Raw genomic sequence first — 14,677 nt, forward strand, 5'->3', positions numbered from 1 at the left:
CCAGATGACCGCTCACCACCCGCAGAACATTCAGGCGGCTGGATGCGTCAGCGATCCAGCAGGGCTGCCAGCTGCACCGTGTTCAGCGCAGCGCCCTTGCGCAGGTTGTCGTTCGACACGAACAGCACCAGCCCCTTGCCCGCAGGTGCCGACTGGTCGGCACGGATGCGGCCGACAAGCGACGGGTTGCGGCCTGCGGCTTTCAGCGGGGTGGGAATGTCTGCCAGATCAACACCGGCGGCTTCCGAGAGGACTTCCTCAGCTCGCTGCGGGGTTATGTCGTTTTCGAACTCCGCGTGGATTGCAAGCGAGTGGCCGGAGAAAACAGGAACGCGCACGCATGTGCCCGCAACAAGAAGTTCGGGCAGACCCAGAATCTTGCGGGATTCATTGCGCAGCTTCTGCTCTTCATCGGTTTCGCCCGAACCGTCGTCCACGAGCGAACCGGCCATCGGCAGAACGTTGAACGCGATCGGGTCGGTGTACACGTTCGGCTTCGGGAAGCGCACGGCCGTGCCGTCGCGCACAAGCTGCTTGGAGTCGGGAAGAACGTCTTCAGCCTGACCGTAGAGTTCGTTCACTCCCGCCAGGCCGGAACCTGAGACCGCCTGGTAGGTGGCGACTTTCAGCCGCAGGAGCCCCGCCTCGTCATGGAGGGGTTTGAGGACCGGCATTGCGGCCATCGTCGTGCAGTTGGGGTTCGCAACGATCCCCTTGGGGATCGAGTCGAGCGCTTCCGGGTTGACCTCAGACACCACGAGCGGCACCTGGTCGTCACCGCGGAATGCCGATGAATTGTCGATCACGGTCACACCGGCGGCAGCGAAGCGGGCGGCCTGCGCCCGCGAAGTCGCACCGCCAGCAGAGAAGAGCGCCACGTCCAGCCCCGTGGGGTCTGCTTCGGCGGCGTCTTCGACAACGATCTGCTCGCCGCGAAACGGCAGGGTCTTTCCTGCCGAGCGGGCCGAGGCGAAGAAGCGAACGCTGGCGATTTCAAAGCCGGGTTCGGCTTCGAGAATGTCGCGGATGACTTCGCCGACCTGGCCGGTGGCCCCGACAATGCCGATATTGAGGCTCATCGTCCTGTACCTCCGTAGACAATTGCTTCGCTTTCAGATCCGTCCAGACCGTACGCGGTGTGTGCGGCGCGGACGGCGTCATCAAGGACGTCCGCGCGGGTGACGACGCTGATGCGGATTTCGGACGTCGAAATCATTTCGATGTTGATTTTGGCTTCTTTGAGCGCTTCGAACAGCGAGGCTGTGACTCCGGGGTGCGAGCGCATGCCGGCCCCGACCACGGAGAGTTTGCCGATCTGGTCGTCATACCGCAGCTCTTCAAAGCCCACGTTGTCGCGCTGAGCCTCCAGGGCTCTCATGGCCTTGGCACCGTCAGACATGGGCAGCGTGAAGGAAATATCGGTCCGGTTGTTCTTCGCTGTCGAAATGTTCTGCACGATCATGTCGATGTTGATCTCTTCGCCTGCCACGATCCGGAAGATCTCCGCGGCCTTGCCCGGAACGTCCGGGACGCCGACCACGGTCAGCTTGGCTTCGGAGCGATCGTGCGCAACACCGGAGATGATGGCCTGTTCCATGGCTTCCTTCTTTACGTCGTTTGCGAATTCGCGGGGTACGGGTTCGTCGGTCACCCAGGTGCCCGGGTGGGGGCTGAAGCTGGAGCGCACGTGAATGGGCACTCCGTAGCGGCGCGCGTATTCAACGGCGCGCAGGTGGAGGATTTTGGCTCCGCTGGCGGCCAGTTCGAGCATTTCAGCGTAGGAGATGGTCCCGATCTGGCTGGCGGTGGGAACGATCCGCGGGTCAGCGGTGAACACGCCGTCGACGTCGGAGAAGATTTCGCACACGTCGGCGCCCAGGGCGGCCGCGAGTGCGACTGCCGTGGTGTCGGATCCGCCGCGGCCGAGTGTGGTGATGTTCTTGGTGTTCTGGGAAACGCCCTGGAAACCGGCGACAATCGCTATGCTGCCCTTGGCTACGGCTTCCTGGATGCGGCCTGGGGTGACGTCGATGATGCGGGCGTGGCCGAAGGCTTCGTCTGTGATGACGCCTGCCTGGGAGCCTGTGAACGACTGGGCGGAGTAGCCCAGGTTGGCAATCGCCATGGCGAGCACGGCCATGGAGATGCGCTCTCCCGCTGTCAGCAGCATGTCGAGTTCGCGGGCCGGAGGCAACGGTGAGACTTCCTGAGCGAGGTCGATGAGGTCGTCTGTCGAATCGCCCATTGCGGAAACGACGACAACGACGTCGTGACCGGCCTTTCGGTATTCGACAATCCGTTTGGCAACGCGCTTGACCCCGTCGGCGTCGGCTACGGAGGATCCGCCGAATTTTTGGACGACTAGGCTCACTTCTCACACTTTCTTCCGGCAGCGCTGTTTACCGTTGATCAGTTTAGAGGACGGCGCTCAGCTGACCTTGGTGCGGCCCTGGAACGCTCTTCCCAATGTGACTTCGTCAGCGTATTCGAGATCACCGCCGACTGGCAGACCAGACGCCAGTTTTGAGACGGTGACGCCGATTGAGGACAGCAGGCGGATGAGGTAGGTGGCTGTTGCTTCGCCTTCGAGGTTGGGGTCGGTGGCGAGAATGCATTCCTGGATGTCGTCGCTTTGGAGTCGGGGCAGGAGTTCGCGGATCCGCAGGTCGTCGGGGCCTACGCCTGACATGGGGTCGATGGCGCCGCCGAGCACGTGGTAGAGCCCGCGGTATTCGCGCGTCCGTTCGAGTGCGACGACGTCTTTGGGCTCTTCGACAACGCAGATGAGGCTGCTGTCGCGGCGCGGGTCGGAGCAGATGGAGCACAGCTGCCCCTCTGCTACGTTTCCGCACTGGTCGCAGAAGCGCACGTGGGTTTTGACGCTGGTCAGGGCGCTGATGAGCGAATCGACGTCTTCGCGCGGCGATTGCATGATGTAGAACGCAAGTCGCTGTGCGGATTTGGGGCCGATGCCGGGAAGTTTGCCGAACTCTTCGACAAGGTCGGCAAGCGCGCCTTCGTAAACACTCATTCGGTGATCTCTTCGAGGACGACTCCGCCCAGCAGCCGCTGGACGACGGGAATGCCGACTTCGGGGGATTCGGACACGTCGAGGTCTTCGTCGACGTTGAAGTCGGGGTAGTCGGATTCGGCGGCTGCACCCCATTCGGCAGCTGTTGGGGTGTGCCCGGTTTCCTGCCAGGCTTCCGCGGTTTCGGGTTGGGCGGACTGAGCGCGGCTGCCGGCCTGCCCCATATTGCCAACATAGGCGTAAGGGTTTTCTCGGTGCTGCGGGGTTGGCTCCTGAACCGCCGAGGTGGGTGGTCCGGCAAAGATGTCTTCGTCGGCATACGCGCCTATGAAGTCGTATTCATCATCTGCCGGGCTTTGCTCATGCGCTGAGTTGTCCGGGCCAGCTGTCTGGTTCTTTTCGCCGGGGACGGGCTGTTCTTCCGGGGCGTCGTCGATGTCCGCTGGCGGCGGCACTACGAGCGCCGGGGCTTCAACGGCTCCCTGCCCCCAGGATGTCCCGGTGTCTTCCGACGGGGCTTCCCAGTTGTCTGCCGAGGCGGAGGCGGGTTCCGGTTGAGCCTCACGTTCGGCGGCGGGGGCTGGCTGCGCTTCTTGTTCCCTGTTGTGGGTTGAGGCAGGTTCGGGTTCGGCCCGGTGTTCGTCATGTTCGACGGCCGGCTGGTCACCCTCCTGGTCGTCGTCTTCGGGGGTTTGCTGCCAGTACTGTTCGCGGTCGGAGACTTCTTGGTCCATGGCCTGTTGGCCGACGACTGCCTGAATCTGTGCTTCTGTTGGTCGGCCGCCGGGGCGGGCTGCGCGGTTTTCATTTCCCCGAGGCGCCTGCGGCTGATGCTGTCGGCTGGGGTTTTCGTGAGTCGCGGGTGCTTGGTAGCCCGAGGCGGGTGTGTCCATGCGCAGGTTGACGTGTTCGCCCACCTGGCCTATGTCGACTTTCACTGTCATTCCGAGGACTTCGCTGACGGCGGCTTCGAGGGCCTGTGTGTTTGATCCGCGCGTGAATGCCCCGACGGCACCCTGGTTGTTGAAGGCCAGCAGCAGGCGGCCGTCCTGCAGGTCCTGGGGCACGGCGTTGCCGGCAAGCACCGCGCGGGCGAGCTTGGCGCTGCGTCCGACCACGTCGAGGATCGCCTGCCAGGAGCGGCGGACGGCATCGATGTCGTGTCCGGCGGGACTTGGCTTCGTTTGGGCTTCGCCGGACTGCGGCTGGCTGGGCTGGTTCCGCTGCGGTTGCGGCTGGCTGGGCTCGCTCGGCCGTGGCTCATTCGCCTTCGTCGATTCCCGCTGGGGTTCAGTGCGCTGTTCAACGTGTGACTGTTCAGCGTGCGGCTGCTCAGCCGCCGGTGGGGCAGGCTGTGGGGCGCTGTTTTCTGCGTTGGCGGTCTTCTGACCTTCCTGCCGCGGTTCGCTCTGCCCCGAGGCGAGTGCCTCTGCTTGCGATGCAACATCGGCAAGATCGTCAAGGTCGTCCCAGGAATCGCTCGAATCGGACTGCGGGCTATGCACTGGCTGCGCGGAGTCTTCTCGCCGCGAAGCAGCGCTGCCCGGCTCAGGCACGCCTGCCTGGGCCCCAGAGCGTACGGCGCTGGCCGCAGGCCCTTCAGTGGCCGACTGTTCTTCCGGCGACTGCGGGGCAGCCTGGCCTGCCGGTGTGGTCGGCATCCCAGCAGCGGCCCCGGAAGCCTGCATGCCGACCCGCCGTTCCATGCGCTCGACGCGCGACAGCACGGAGCTGCGGGTGCCGTCCATTGCGGGCAGCAGGATGCGGGCGCAGATGAGTTCAAGCTGCAGACGCGGCGATGTCGCTCCGGTCATTTCTGACAGACCGGCGTTGAGGAGATCGCCCGCGCGGGACAGTTCCGCAGGCCCGAGTGTCTGCGATTGCTGTACGAGCCGTTCCAAGAGGTCTTCGGGAGCCTGCGGAAGGAACGCCCGAGCGTTCTGCGGGGAGGTGCTGATGACAAGCAGGTCGCGAATGCGCTCCAAGAGGTCTTCGACGAAGCGACGGGGGTCCTGACCGGATTCGATGACCCGATCGACTACGCGATAGACAGCCGCGCCATCGCCCGCCGAGAAAGCATCGACGATGTCTCCCAGCAGAGAATCCGGCGTGTAGCCCAGAAGGGCCGTGGCCTTTCCGTAGTCGATTCCCTCCGGCCCCGATCCGGCGATCAGCTGATCGAGAACAGACAGGGAATCGCGCACAGAACCGCCCCCGGCGCGGACCACCAGCGGCAGAACGCCCTTGCCCACCGGCACGCCTTCCTGCTGGCACAGGTGGTCGAGGTACGAGGTCATGGTGTCCGGCGGGACCAGGCGGAACGGGTAGTGGTGAGTGCGGGAGCGAATGGTCCCGATGACCTTTTCCGGTTCGGTCGTCGCAAAGATGAATTTGACGTGCTCCGGTGGTTCTTCCACCAGTTTGAGCAGCGCGTTGAAGCCCTGGGGTGTGACCATGTGGGCTTCGTCGAGTATGAACACCTTGTAGCGGTCGCGGGCCGGAGCGTAGACAGCACGTTCGCGCAGGTCGCGCGCGTCATCAACACCGGAGTTCGATGCGGCGTCGATTTCCACAACGTCGAGGGAACCCGGACCGCCCGTGGCAAGGTCCCGGCAGCTGGCGCACTCACCGCACGGAGTGGGCGTGGGGCCTTCTGAGCAGTTGAGGCAGCGGGCAAGAATGCGCGCGCTGGTGGTTTTGCCGCAGCCGCGGGGACCGGAGAACAGGTAGGCGTGATTGACGCGCCCGCCGGCCAAAGCGGCTTTGAGCGGGTCGGTCACGTGTTCCTGCCCGATCACCTGGTCGAAGGTGTCGGGGCGATAGCGACGGTACAGAGCTGTTGACACGTCTACAGCCTACTGGGAGGCACTGACAGGAAACCTTGACCAGGCCCCATTCAGATTTTCTCCGACCGCACCTCGACCTGCGCCTGTTCCTGTCGGCCAAGCGCGTAGAGCACGATTTCAGACGGCTTGCCGGAGACGACTTTCGACTTCACGTCGGTTCTGCCGAACGAGAACTCCCCAATACCCGGAGCAATGAACTTCACGGCTGTTTCGGGTCGCCACGGCGGAATGCGCACCATGGTCGGCAGCGCCGACCACAGCTGCTGTTCGAGTTCGGGCAGGATGTTGCGCCTCGACCATCCGGGGCGGGCCCGCCGAACGTCTTCTACGTGCACGAAGAACTCGACGGTGTTGGCGAGGATCTCACCTGGACCCCAGCCGACCGGCGACAGCATTCCGGGGCCTTCTGCGACCATTCCGACGAGCTGCTTCCAGTCGAGTTCGCCGAGTTCGCGACGGCGCTGTTCAGCCCGCTTGTGCAGAAACGGAATCTTGGCTGTCATCTCGGTCGCCTCACCGGCCATGGCGGACGGATAGCGGTCGCGAATGACGATGTGGACGGCAAGATCGCGTGTGCTCCAGCCATCACAGAGAGTAGGGGCATCTGGGCCGACTTCGCGGAGAAGAGCCGCGAGCGCGAGCCTCTCGGAACGAGCGAAATTCGTCATACCTCCCAGCCTAGTCATACTGGGCGGATTTGGATACGCCCCAAGCGCTTAGAGTCCCCGCCCAGAAGCTGATCATCGTCCGGAGACTCGGTCTTTCCACGCGCGGAAGAAATCGGCCACGCGGCTGAGCGACCTGTAGTCCGCAAGTTCATCGGCTCGCGTCGGGCCATCGGTGACGATGACCACCGTTCGCCCCTCTTTGGCTGCCTGGCGCACAAGGCGCAGACCGGACATCACAGCCAAAGACGTCCCCGCCGCTATCAGTCCTGGCGCCGCAGCGGCCGCGGCGGCAGCATCCAAAGACCGTTCCCTGGGCACTGTTTCGCCGAAGAACACCACATCGGGCTTGAGCAGACTGCCGCAGGCAGGGCAGTCGATCATCCGAAAGTCCGCTGTGTCCCGCAGAGGGACATCGCCGTCGGGTGCCATTTCGATCATGTCGAGGGCTTCCCTGTGATTCTGCCGAAAGCTCGTGTTGTTTTCATCGAGTCTGCGTTGCACCCATTCGCGGTCGTAGAGTGCTCGACAGTCCAGGCAGATGACACGGTCAAGACGTCCGTGGAGGTCCAGAACCCCGCGCGAACCGGCCTTTTGATGCAGACCGTCGACGTTCTGTGTGATGAGGGACGCCGGATGCAGTTCTGCCAGCGCCCGGTGCGCTTCGTTGGGCTGGGCATCGCGCATGACGGGCCAGCCCATCCAGGAGCGCGCCCAGTAGTGGGTGTGGTTCTCCCGGGATGTTGTCAGCTGTTGGTATGTCATCGGCTGGCGGTTGACCGACGATGGGCCACGGTAGTCCGGCAGCCCTGAATCCGTGCTGAACCCGGCTCCGGTGAGAACGGCCCAGTCGCGGACAGGCCGGGAGCACACTACGTCGAGGATCTGCTCGTCCGTGTGGCTGGGGTTCGGGCGGGTGATCCCGCGCAGCGGATCGCGAATAACGCTCATGGGGCTCCTTGCGGGCGATACAGTTGCCGTATGGCTACCGTACTCTTGGTTCACCACTCCCCCACCGACACGGTCACACCGCTTGCCGAGGCGGCGCGGGCGGGCATATGCATGCCGGAGTTGGACGGCGTTGAACTCATTGAGCGCCAGGCTCTCGAAGCAACCGTCGAGGATGTTCTTGCGGCTGACGCCTACGTGTTGGGCACCACCGCGAACTTCGGCTATATCTCTGGTGCTCTGAAGCACTTCTTCGACACCGTGTACGACGATGTGCGCGAACCCACGCAGGGCCGCCCGTTCACGTATTGGATTCGCGGCGGCTTCGACACAACCGGTGCTGAAAGGGCAATGGAGCAGATCACGACCGGTTTGGGGTGGAGGCTTGCAGCCCCCGCTGTTGTCTTCACCGGTGATGTCACGGACGAACGCAGGGAGCAGCTGACCGAGGCTGCGGCGACCGTCGCGGCGTCAGTCATGGGCTGAGCATGAGCAGGCAGCGGACTCAGCAAACAAAGCGAAGGGCGGCCGCTTAGGAAGCGGCCGCCCAGCTTATCCGGACATGTCCGGACGAAATCACAAGGTCACTTGTTGAACTTGTCCTTGACTTCGTTCACCTTGTCCTTGGCGTTGTTGATGTCGTCCTGGTGTTCGTCCACCTTGTCCTTGGCGTCATTGAACTTGTCTTTAGCGTCGTTGAACTTATCTCCGAGTCCCATGTGTGGGCTCCTTTCGAATCGACTGCACTTCCAGACTTACGCATTCAACCCCCGTCTGTAAAGCTCAGCGAGTGAACTCCCGCTGGGAAAACCCGGATAAACTGTTCTGCAATGCCGCCCCGAAGAAAGGCTTCTGTGTCCACGAATCCCGCGGAGCGTCCGCAGCTGCGCCAGGAGGATCAGCTGTGGATCACCTCTGAAATCAATCAGCCCAGCTGGAATTTCATCAGCGGCTTCGCTTTTTTCTTCTTCTCGGCAGGTCTTGTCTACACGGTTCTGACTTCACCGCTGTCCGTCCCGGCTAAGACTGTGGCAACCCTGGCTTCGCTGCTGATCGTGGTGCCCGGCATTTACTTCATCAGAATCGGGCTGGCGCGCATCGTTCCGCTGCGCCGACTGCGCAAGGCTGTGGCACCTATTGACCATCTGACTGTTGAGGCCGTCTACGGGCACTCCCCGGATGTTCTCATCGTCGAACTGTCCAACGGACATTCGTATCTCGTCACGGGCCCAGCTGTGAATTTTTTGGCGCACACGAATGTGCTGCACGGATCTCAGCGGCCTGACGATCTGTCTTTTGACTTCTTTGGCACACCTCCCACTGCCGAGGATGTTGCCGCCGCCCCTGTTCGCATGCACATTGCCAACCGTGGTGCCGCTGTCGGCAACGCTGAGTGGTACGGGGCTGCCTGACCCCGGCCCACCCCAAATGACGAGGTGCCGCTCACCTTTGCAGGTGAGCGGCACCTCGTTATCTATGCGGTGATGAACACCGCGGCTGCGTCCAGCCGGTCAGTTCTTGAAGTTGTCGGCGACGTCCTTGATGTCGCCCTTAACCTGGTCGAGCTTGGCCTTGCCCTGGTCGCCCTTGCCTTCGGTTTTGAGTTCGCTGTCATCAGATGCAGCGCCGACAGCCTCCTTGGCACGGCCCTTGAGTTCTTCAGCCTTGCTCTTGATGTCGTCTCCGAGACCCATAGTCTTCTCCTTGTGCTGTCAGCGGCGCCGAGGATACGGCACCTGGTGCTTTCCACCCTTTCGCACAAGCGGTTGGCTTTCAAGCGATGTCGCTGGATGCGGCGGTATGCCAAGGCTTTTCCCAGGCTGTGAACGCAGACCTCACGACGGAGCGATGACCCGGGTCACCCGGCGGTGAGCCGGAAGGTGCGAGTCCACCACCGCTTCGGGCACGAAATATTCGCTTGGGCTGCGTCGTTCACCCAAATGTGGACAACACATCTGATGGAAGGAGCACCATGGCTCTGGCCGATAAGAAGGTTGCATTCCTGCTCACGCGCGGCGTCGAGCAGGTCGAACTCACCAGCCCGCGTGCGGCGCTTGACAAGGCCGGCGCCCAGACATTCATCGTGTCCCCCAGCGAGGGCACTCTGCAGGCTATGGAGGGCGACTGGGAACACGCCGATGTTTTCGATGTCGACGTCCCGGTTGCCGATGCTGATGCCGATGACTACGACATGCTCGTGCTGCCCGGTGGCACGCTCAATGCCGACTCGCTGCGCCTTGATGCCGATGCCAGCGCACTCGTCGAGGCATTCTTCGCAGTCGGCAAGCCCGTCGCTGCGATCTGCCACGCCCCTTGGATCCTCGCCCAGACCGGTCTGGCCAAGGGACGCAGACTGACCTCGTACGAATCGATCAAAGTCGATATGCAGAACGCCGGGGCCACCTGGGAGGACTCCGAACTCGTCATCGACGGCAACCTCATCACCTCTCGCAACCCCGGTGATCTGGAGGTCTTCAACAACGCACTCATCGAGACCCTCTCGAAGTGACGTTCAGCTGCTGACCAGCCTGGCCGGCTGCGGCAGTGACTCCGGTGCCCGGGGCAGCGCCTCTGCTTCCCCGGGCACCGTCGTGTGCTGTACACCGGCGCTTGGCGCCTATCCGGGCACAGTGAGTCAGACAGGCAGACAGAAGTGTGCACCCCGATTCTCTGCCGGTGCTCCGGTGGGCGTATGATACCCCGTATCACCGGCGCTGCGGAACGAAACAGCTGATGATTTCTTGACCTACCTACCGCGCAGGCAGTGCCACCCTCTTCTCATTCACATCTCTTCCAAGGATCTGCAATGCCCGCTGTTGTTTCCCGCCGTTCTGCCGCCGCCTCGACTCGCCGCTCACTGGCTGCCGGGCTTGCCGCGCTCGCTCTCATCTCTGGCTCCGTCTTCGCCGATGTCGCACCCGCTTCGGCTGCAACGAAGTCCTGCTCGGCGAAGATGTCGATCAGCAAACCGCGCCAGTACTCGAACACCTGGGTCAAGGTCTCGAAAGTCGGTTCAAAGGCCAAGGTCGAGACCGTCGCGCACTACAAGACGACGAAGACGAAGAAGCGGGCGACCGCTTCGACTCAAGGCAAGGCGAGCCTGAAGTACTACATCTCGGGCGCGTCTCCGAACCGTGCAGTCAAGATCACCGTTACTGCCAAGAAGGGCAAGAAGACGTGGACGTGCTCCACGTCGTTCAAGCCGCGCCGGAAGTGACCATTGTCGCATGGCGGCAAAAACGTGATCACCTCCTACCCAACGAAGAAGTGCTGATGGGAAAACCGATCAAAGACTCAGACCTGCTGCTTGCGGGGCAGCTCGCAGAGCTCCTCGGCGCCGTCGGCGACATCAGAATCGCCGGGCCGATCATGACGGTGCCGATGCGCGATGCCGAGGGGTCTTTGGTGTTCTTCGAGTTCGATGTCCGCGGCTTGGCGGATGCGGTCGAGGCAAAGTCGTCGTCCGCTGTAGCTGCGATGGGCAACAAGCGCGGAGCGCAACACGCCGCACTGGCGCTTATCGCCAACGGGATCCACGAGGACCATGCCGATGAGTGGGACCTGTCGGAATCCGGTGACGTGGTGTACGAGGCTGACGACGATTATCAGCCGGTGGTCATTGACATGGAGAACTTCCCTCCCCGCAGGTGAGGTTTAGACCGCCCCGTTACCATGTCCGCACAAAAATCTCGGGGCACCGAAAGAACGATGCCTCGAGATTTCTCGAGCGGAGGATAGAGGAATCTCAGCTATAACGCCCTGCCCAGGATAAACGTTTCTAATATTTGTTCTCGCTTTGTCCTACTGGCGTCCTAAAAACGGGTACACCCAGGAGCCGGGCAACGGCACAAGAACTAAGTGAAATCTATGGATACTCACTGGCGAGCCGCCGACGTGCACAGCATGAGATCTTCACGTAAGACTCGAGCCTGGCGAGCGCACTCACTTACTGACGAGAGACCAGTCAGTCGGCGGTGCGGTCTGCCTTTCGTGCCAACTCGCGCAGGAACGCCAGCTCTTCTTCACGCTGCGCGCTCTTCCTACGGGTTGCCTGGACGATCGCACGGACTGCCCACAGAATCCCGGCAATGATCGCCACGATAATAGCGAGAATTACCAGCAAACCGATCAGTTGTCCTAATCCTGGTCGCATTTTCTGACTCCTGTCACCCAAAGCCTTTCAACCCATCCTACGAGAAGCGCACGCCATGGCCTCTGCCACCTTCGGGCCGAACTAGACGGCCCTGTGTTAAATCATTGGCTGCCGGCACTCGCCCTTTTGGGCCCTTTTCACATTCCGCGGAAGTCTCACTGTGAGGCGCTGAGGGCGGGCTGTGCCAGCGGGAGACCTCTCCCCTAACACTTTGGACCCCACCCCTTGCGATACGAGAGGACGGGGGCTTGAGAATTATTGTTACTCGCCAGAGTTTTCCGGATCTTGTGCTGACCGATTAATCGCTTGGGCGAACTGGTCGGCTTTGCGAATGTCCTTGGGTTTGACATCGATCATGCCGAGGAGCTGTTCGTCTTTGGTGACAGTGACATCAACCCGATTAGGGTTCTTCTTTGCGAGCACTCCGGCAACTAGACCGATAGGGCCAAACAGTAACGTCCCTCCGACAACGCGGCCCGCACTTATGTATTTGTCGGCCTTTCGGACGTTGTTACTTCGGCGTGAAGATTCTTCGTGTTGGTGGAGAAGCTGTTTGCCTGATCGCCTCCAATGACTGTGAGTTCGTAGCCTTGGAGGATGTTTCCCATACCGAGCATGGCATTGTGTTTCTTCACTGCCGGGTCAACCTTGAACCAGTCTTTATAGCCCATTGTCGCGCCCTTCGTCCAGGTTGCGGATGATGACACAACATCACTATTTGGGGCTCCCCGTGCGGTTGCGCGGAGTTGGGATGTTTTCTGGGGAGAGCTCGCTGAGGCCGCAGAGACGTTATGAGGTCGGACGGGGGGTGTACCCCTATACCCGGTGGAGTGAATAGCCCCGGTCGGCAGACCCCGTCGTCGTGCCCCGTAACGGCCCCAACGATCTAGGTCGAGGGCAAGTTCGGCGTGGCAGGCGCTATCGGCGATCATAAAGTGCTCCCAGGATGTCGGCTGCCGTTTGGGGATTTTCGGTTGAGCATGCTGACCAGCGCTTTACGGCGGTGGCGCCGGCCTGGCGTAGACTGCCGCCATGCGCCCTGTTGCCCTGACTGCCCGGCTCGTCATCCCTGCGATCTGGCTGGGCCTCATCATCGCCATCGACCTCATCGAGGCGCCGCTGAAGTTCCAGGCTCCCGGAATCACGATCCCGCTGGGGCTGGGGATCGGACGGCTTGTGTTCACTGCGATGAACATCGTCGAAGGCGTGCTCGCACTCATCCTCATCGCAGCCGTCGTCACGACCCGGCAGATCCGCCCGGCCTGGACGCTGCTGGCGACGATCGCCGGGCTGCTGATCGTCAAGGTCACAGTCGTGCGCCCGCTGCTGAATGCGCGCACCGGCGCCGTACTCGCCGGCACTGCAGAGGCGGGCAGTTCGGTACATATCATCTACATCGCCCTCGACGCGGCACTGTTCTGTGTGCTCGCCGCCTTCACCTGGGTGCAGGCCCGGGCGCTCGTCGCACCGACTGCCGCAGCCAGTGCGACGAACACCGTTACCGGGTCAAGGCGGAGATGACGACCGAGACGATCATCGCAAGCACGAGCGAGTTGAATCCGAAGGCAACGACGACATTGGTGCGCACCTGCCTCCAGGCAGCCTTCGTGTTGATCTGCGCCGAGATGGCGGCGGCCATCGTCGAGGCAAGCACTGCCAGGGTGAGGTAGTCGTCAAACTCCTCGGGTGGTTCGCTGTGGAAGCGGATGTGGCGCTTCTCGACGCCGAGCACGTTGAGGTGCATATAGGCGGCGGCGAAGGCGAAGACCATGAACACCCAGGAGGCGGCAACGGCGACGACGCCGAGTGCGAGGTAGAGCAGCGACTGGCGCACCACCTCAGTCTGGGCGAGCACGACGGTCAGGAAGATGGCGAAGGCGGCAGCGGTGACGGCGAAGTTCGTCGCACCACTGAACCCTAAAGCCCGCGCCCACCAGCGACTCTGTAACCGGACTTCTCGACGCACCTGGACGATGAGTGCCGGTCCGCGTAGGGGCTTGTAGCTGCGAATCGTCCACGTGACGTAGATGAGGACGAATAGGTTCCAGAACAGCAGGTAGAAGAGAACGAGGAGCTCAGTCTGCAGCGACCCACCCGTCGAGTCGGGGCGCAGCAGGAGGACCCAGGCCGTTTCAATCAGCAGGGCCAGGAGGAACGCCGCAGCGGTCGAAACGGAATAGCGGACGACATCGGTCGCAGTCTTCAACGGCTTGCCCTCACTCGCATCGCAGGTTGGGTGCTGAGGACAGTGTAGCCAGGCAGGAGGGGTGCACGTCGGGGCTCGGCTGTGAGTTTTTGCCTCCGTATGTGCCCTAATCTGCACATGTTCCAGCTTGGGGATGCAGGACCTACAGCCGGGGAATGATGACCCGACACACCACCAGCCCCACACACAAGAAGTCCCGGGACATCGAGTGAACGATGTCCCGGGACTTCACAACGCGGAGGATAGGGGATTTGAACCCCTGAGGGCTATTAACCCAACACGCGTTCCAGGCGTGCGCACTAGGCCGCTATGCGAATCCTCCGCAAGACAGCATACAGAAGAATGTGCCGAAGGACGAATTGGCCGTAAACCGCAGATGAATACGGCTTTCGCTCCTAACGCTGTCGCGCTCCAAGAACGGCGACCCATCATCGACTCCGCCCCAACAACCGCATGAGGCCCCAGCCGCTCCCGCACACAGACTGCGCCCAGATCCGCTCAAAGCCCGCGCCAGCTCAGCCGCAGGGCCCGGCGTTCGCTTTGTCGACCGGTCATGGCCTATACTCGTTTCGGCCCTTCGCGTGGCAGCATCTTGTGAACTCCCCCAGGACCGGAAGGTAGCAAGGGTAAGCAAGCTCTACTGGGTGCGCGGAGGGCCCTTAACGTTTCCCGCTGCGGTCCATCACTTTTCTATAACTTCACCGCACCGCCCCGATCAGCACTTATAGCGAACGCGCGGCGCTTGTAACCCTTTTGCAATCAAGTTGCAATACCCCAACCAAAGCCGAACGGTACAATCGCGGGAGCCCAAAACCGTGCCTCTGGCAG

At 62.2% G+C, this 14,677-nt stretch carries 18 protein-coding genes, 1 tRNA gene and 1 other RNA gene; 7 read left to right on the top strand and 13 right to left on the bottom strand.

The window, feature by feature from the left end; genetic code table 11:
• Nucleotides 1-47: 47 nt before the first annotated feature.
• From HMPREF3162_RS10325 to HMPREF3162_RS10350, 6 genes are all read right to left on the bottom strand, one after another.
• A complete protein-coding gene (locus HMPREF3162_RS10325; RefSeq protein WP_070573117.1) occupies nucleotides 48-1,079 on the bottom strand; it encodes an aspartate-semialdehyde dehydrogenase in 1,032 nt (343 codons plus the stop codon).
• Nucleotides 1,076-2,371, bottom strand: coding sequence for an aspartate kinase (locus HMPREF3162_RS10330; RefSeq protein ID WP_070777757.1), 1,296 nt, complete (start codon nucleotides 2,369-2,371; stop codon nucleotides 1,076-1,078). The genes HMPREF3162_RS10325 and HMPREF3162_RS10330 overlap by 4 nt, the downstream gene beginning before the upstream one ends.
• Before the next feature lie 57 nt (nucleotides 2,372-2,428).
• Complete coding sequence (gene recR, locus HMPREF3162_RS10335) at nucleotides 2,429-3,031, bottom strand: recombination mediator RecR (RefSeq protein WP_070573112.1); 603 nt, start codon at nucleotides 3,029-3,031, stop codon at nucleotides 2,429-2,431.
• A complete protein-coding gene (locus HMPREF3162_RS10340; RefSeq protein ID WP_070777758.1) occupies nucleotides 3,028-5,877 on the bottom strand; it encodes a DNA polymerase III subunit gamma and tau in 2,850 nt (949 codons plus the stop codon). The genes recR and HMPREF3162_RS10340 overlap by 4 nt, the downstream gene beginning before the upstream one ends.
• 50 nt (nucleotides 5,878-5,927) lie before the next feature.
• Nucleotides 5,928-6,545: a TIGR03085 family metal-binding protein gene (locus HMPREF3162_RS10345; protein ID WP_070777759.1), complete on the bottom strand. Its 618-nt coding sequence runs from the start codon at nucleotides 6,543-6,545 to the stop codon at nucleotides 5,928-5,930.
• 72 nt (nucleotides 6,546-6,617) lie between these two features.
• The gene (locus HMPREF3162_RS10350) at nucleotides 6,618-7,493 is read right to left on the bottom strand and encodes a Sir2 family NAD-dependent protein deacetylase (protein WP_070777760.1); all 876 of its coding nucleotides are present in this window, start codon (nucleotides 7,491-7,493) and stop codon (nucleotides 6,618-6,620) included.
• Between the two features lie 30 nt (nucleotides 7,494-7,523).
• Here HMPREF3162_RS10350 and HMPREF3162_RS10355 point away from each other — a divergent pair, with 30 nt between their 5' ends.
• On the top strand, nucleotides 7,524-7,976 hold the full coding sequence (locus HMPREF3162_RS10355; protein ID WP_070573102.1) for a flavodoxin family protein: 453 nt from the start codon (nucleotides 7,524-7,526) through the stop codon (nucleotides 7,974-7,976).
• A gap of 98 nt (nucleotides 7,977-8,074) precedes the next feature.
• Here HMPREF3162_RS10355 and HMPREF3162_RS12070 read toward each other — a convergent pair whose 3' ends face one another.
• Nucleotides 8,075-8,209, bottom strand: a complete 135-nt coding sequence (locus HMPREF3162_RS12070) for a hypothetical protein (RefSeq protein ID WP_256278250.1) — start codon at nucleotides 8,207-8,209, stop codon at nucleotides 8,075-8,077.
• A 135-nt stretch (nucleotides 8,210-8,344) separates the two neighbouring features.
• On the opposite strand from HMPREF3162_RS12070, the gene HMPREF3162_RS10360 reads away from it, so the two are divergent.
• Complete coding sequence (locus HMPREF3162_RS10360) at nucleotides 8,345-8,902, top strand: hypothetical protein (protein WP_070573101.1); 558 nt, start codon at nucleotides 8,345-8,347, stop codon at nucleotides 8,900-8,902.
• Between the two features lie 99 nt (nucleotides 8,903-9,001).
• Here the strand turns inward: HMPREF3162_RS10360 and HMPREF3162_RS10365 are convergent, their stop codons facing one another.
• A complete protein-coding gene (locus HMPREF3162_RS10365) occupies nucleotides 9,002-9,184 on the bottom strand; it encodes a CsbD family protein (RefSeq protein ID WP_070424012.1) in 183 nt (60 codons plus the stop codon).
• 278 nt (nucleotides 9,185-9,462) lie between these two features.
• On the opposite strand from HMPREF3162_RS10365, the gene HMPREF3162_RS10370 reads away from it, so the two are divergent.
• The 3 genes from HMPREF3162_RS10370 (at nucleotide 9,463) to HMPREF3162_RS10380 (ending at nucleotide 11,141) form a co-directional block, all read left to right on the top strand.
• Entirely contained in the window at nucleotides 9,463-9,999 is a 537-nt protein-coding gene (locus tag HMPREF3162_RS10370; RefSeq protein WP_070573099.1) for a type 1 glutamine amidotransferase domain-containing protein, read from the top strand.
• A 297-nt stretch (nucleotides 10,000-10,296) separates the two neighbouring features.
• Nucleotides 10,297-10,707 (top strand): hypothetical protein, encoded by a 411-nt coding sequence (locus tag HMPREF3162_RS10375; RefSeq protein ID WP_070777761.1) that lies wholly within the window; start codon nucleotides 10,297-10,299, stop codon nucleotides 10,705-10,707.
• Between the two features lie 56 nt (nucleotides 10,708-10,763).
• Nucleotides 10,764-11,141, top strand: a complete 378-nt coding sequence (locus tag HMPREF3162_RS10380; protein ID WP_070777762.1) for a hypothetical protein — start codon at nucleotides 10,764-10,766, stop codon at nucleotides 11,139-11,141.
• Between the two features lie 313 nt (nucleotides 11,142-11,454).
• On the opposite strand, the gene HMPREF3162_RS11835 is transcribed toward HMPREF3162_RS10380, so the two are convergent.
• From HMPREF3162_RS11835 to HMPREF3162_RS10390, 3 genes are all read right to left on the bottom strand, one after another.
• Nucleotides 11,455-11,613: a hypothetical protein gene (locus tag HMPREF3162_RS11835; protein WP_176747351.1), complete on the bottom strand. Its 159-nt coding sequence runs from the start codon at nucleotides 11,611-11,613 to the stop codon at nucleotides 11,455-11,457.
• Between the two features lie 291 nt (nucleotides 11,614-11,904).
• Complete coding sequence (locus tag HMPREF3162_RS11840) at nucleotides 11,905-12,066, bottom strand: hypothetical protein (RefSeq protein WP_176747352.1); 162 nt, start codon at nucleotides 12,064-12,066, stop codon at nucleotides 11,905-11,907.
• Nucleotides 12,067-12,125: 59 nt separating this feature from the next.
• A complete protein-coding gene (locus tag HMPREF3162_RS10390) occupies nucleotides 12,126-12,350 on the bottom strand; it encodes a hypothetical protein (RefSeq protein ID WP_141759594.1) in 225 nt (74 codons plus the stop codon).
• 325 nt (nucleotides 12,351-12,675) lie between these two features.
• Between HMPREF3162_RS10390 and HMPREF3162_RS10395 the strand changes: the two genes are divergently transcribed.
• A complete protein-coding gene (locus tag HMPREF3162_RS10395; RefSeq protein WP_070777765.1) occupies nucleotides 12,676-13,164 on the top strand; it encodes a hypothetical protein in 489 nt (162 codons plus the stop codon).
• Here HMPREF3162_RS10395 and HMPREF3162_RS10400 read toward each other — a convergent pair.
• Both HMPREF3162_RS10400 and HMPREF3162_RS10405 read right to left on the bottom strand, forming a co-directional pair.
• Nucleotides 13,142-13,849, bottom strand: a complete 708-nt coding sequence (locus HMPREF3162_RS10400) for a DUF1345 domain-containing protein (RefSeq protein ID WP_070777766.1) — start codon at nucleotides 13,847-13,849, stop codon at nucleotides 13,142-13,144. The genes HMPREF3162_RS10395 and HMPREF3162_RS10400 overlap by 23 nt on opposite strands.
• A 236-nt stretch (nucleotides 13,850-14,085) precedes the next feature.
• Nucleotides 14,086-14,171, bottom strand: a tRNA-Ser gene (locus HMPREF3162_RS10405).
• 246 nt (nucleotides 14,172-14,417) lie between these two features.
• Here HMPREF3162_RS10405 and ffs point away from each other — a divergent pair.
• Nucleotides 14,418-14,513, top strand: an RNA gene (gene ffs / locus HMPREF3162_RS10410) — signal recognition particle sRNA small type.
• Nucleotides 14,514-14,677 lie beyond the last annotated feature (164 nt).

Origin of the sequence: Brevibacterium sp. HMSC07C04 (genome assembly GCF_001815905.1) — a bacterium.
Classification (GTDB): Bacteria; Actinomycetota; Actinomycetes; order Actinomycetales; family Brevibacteriaceae; genus Brevibacterium.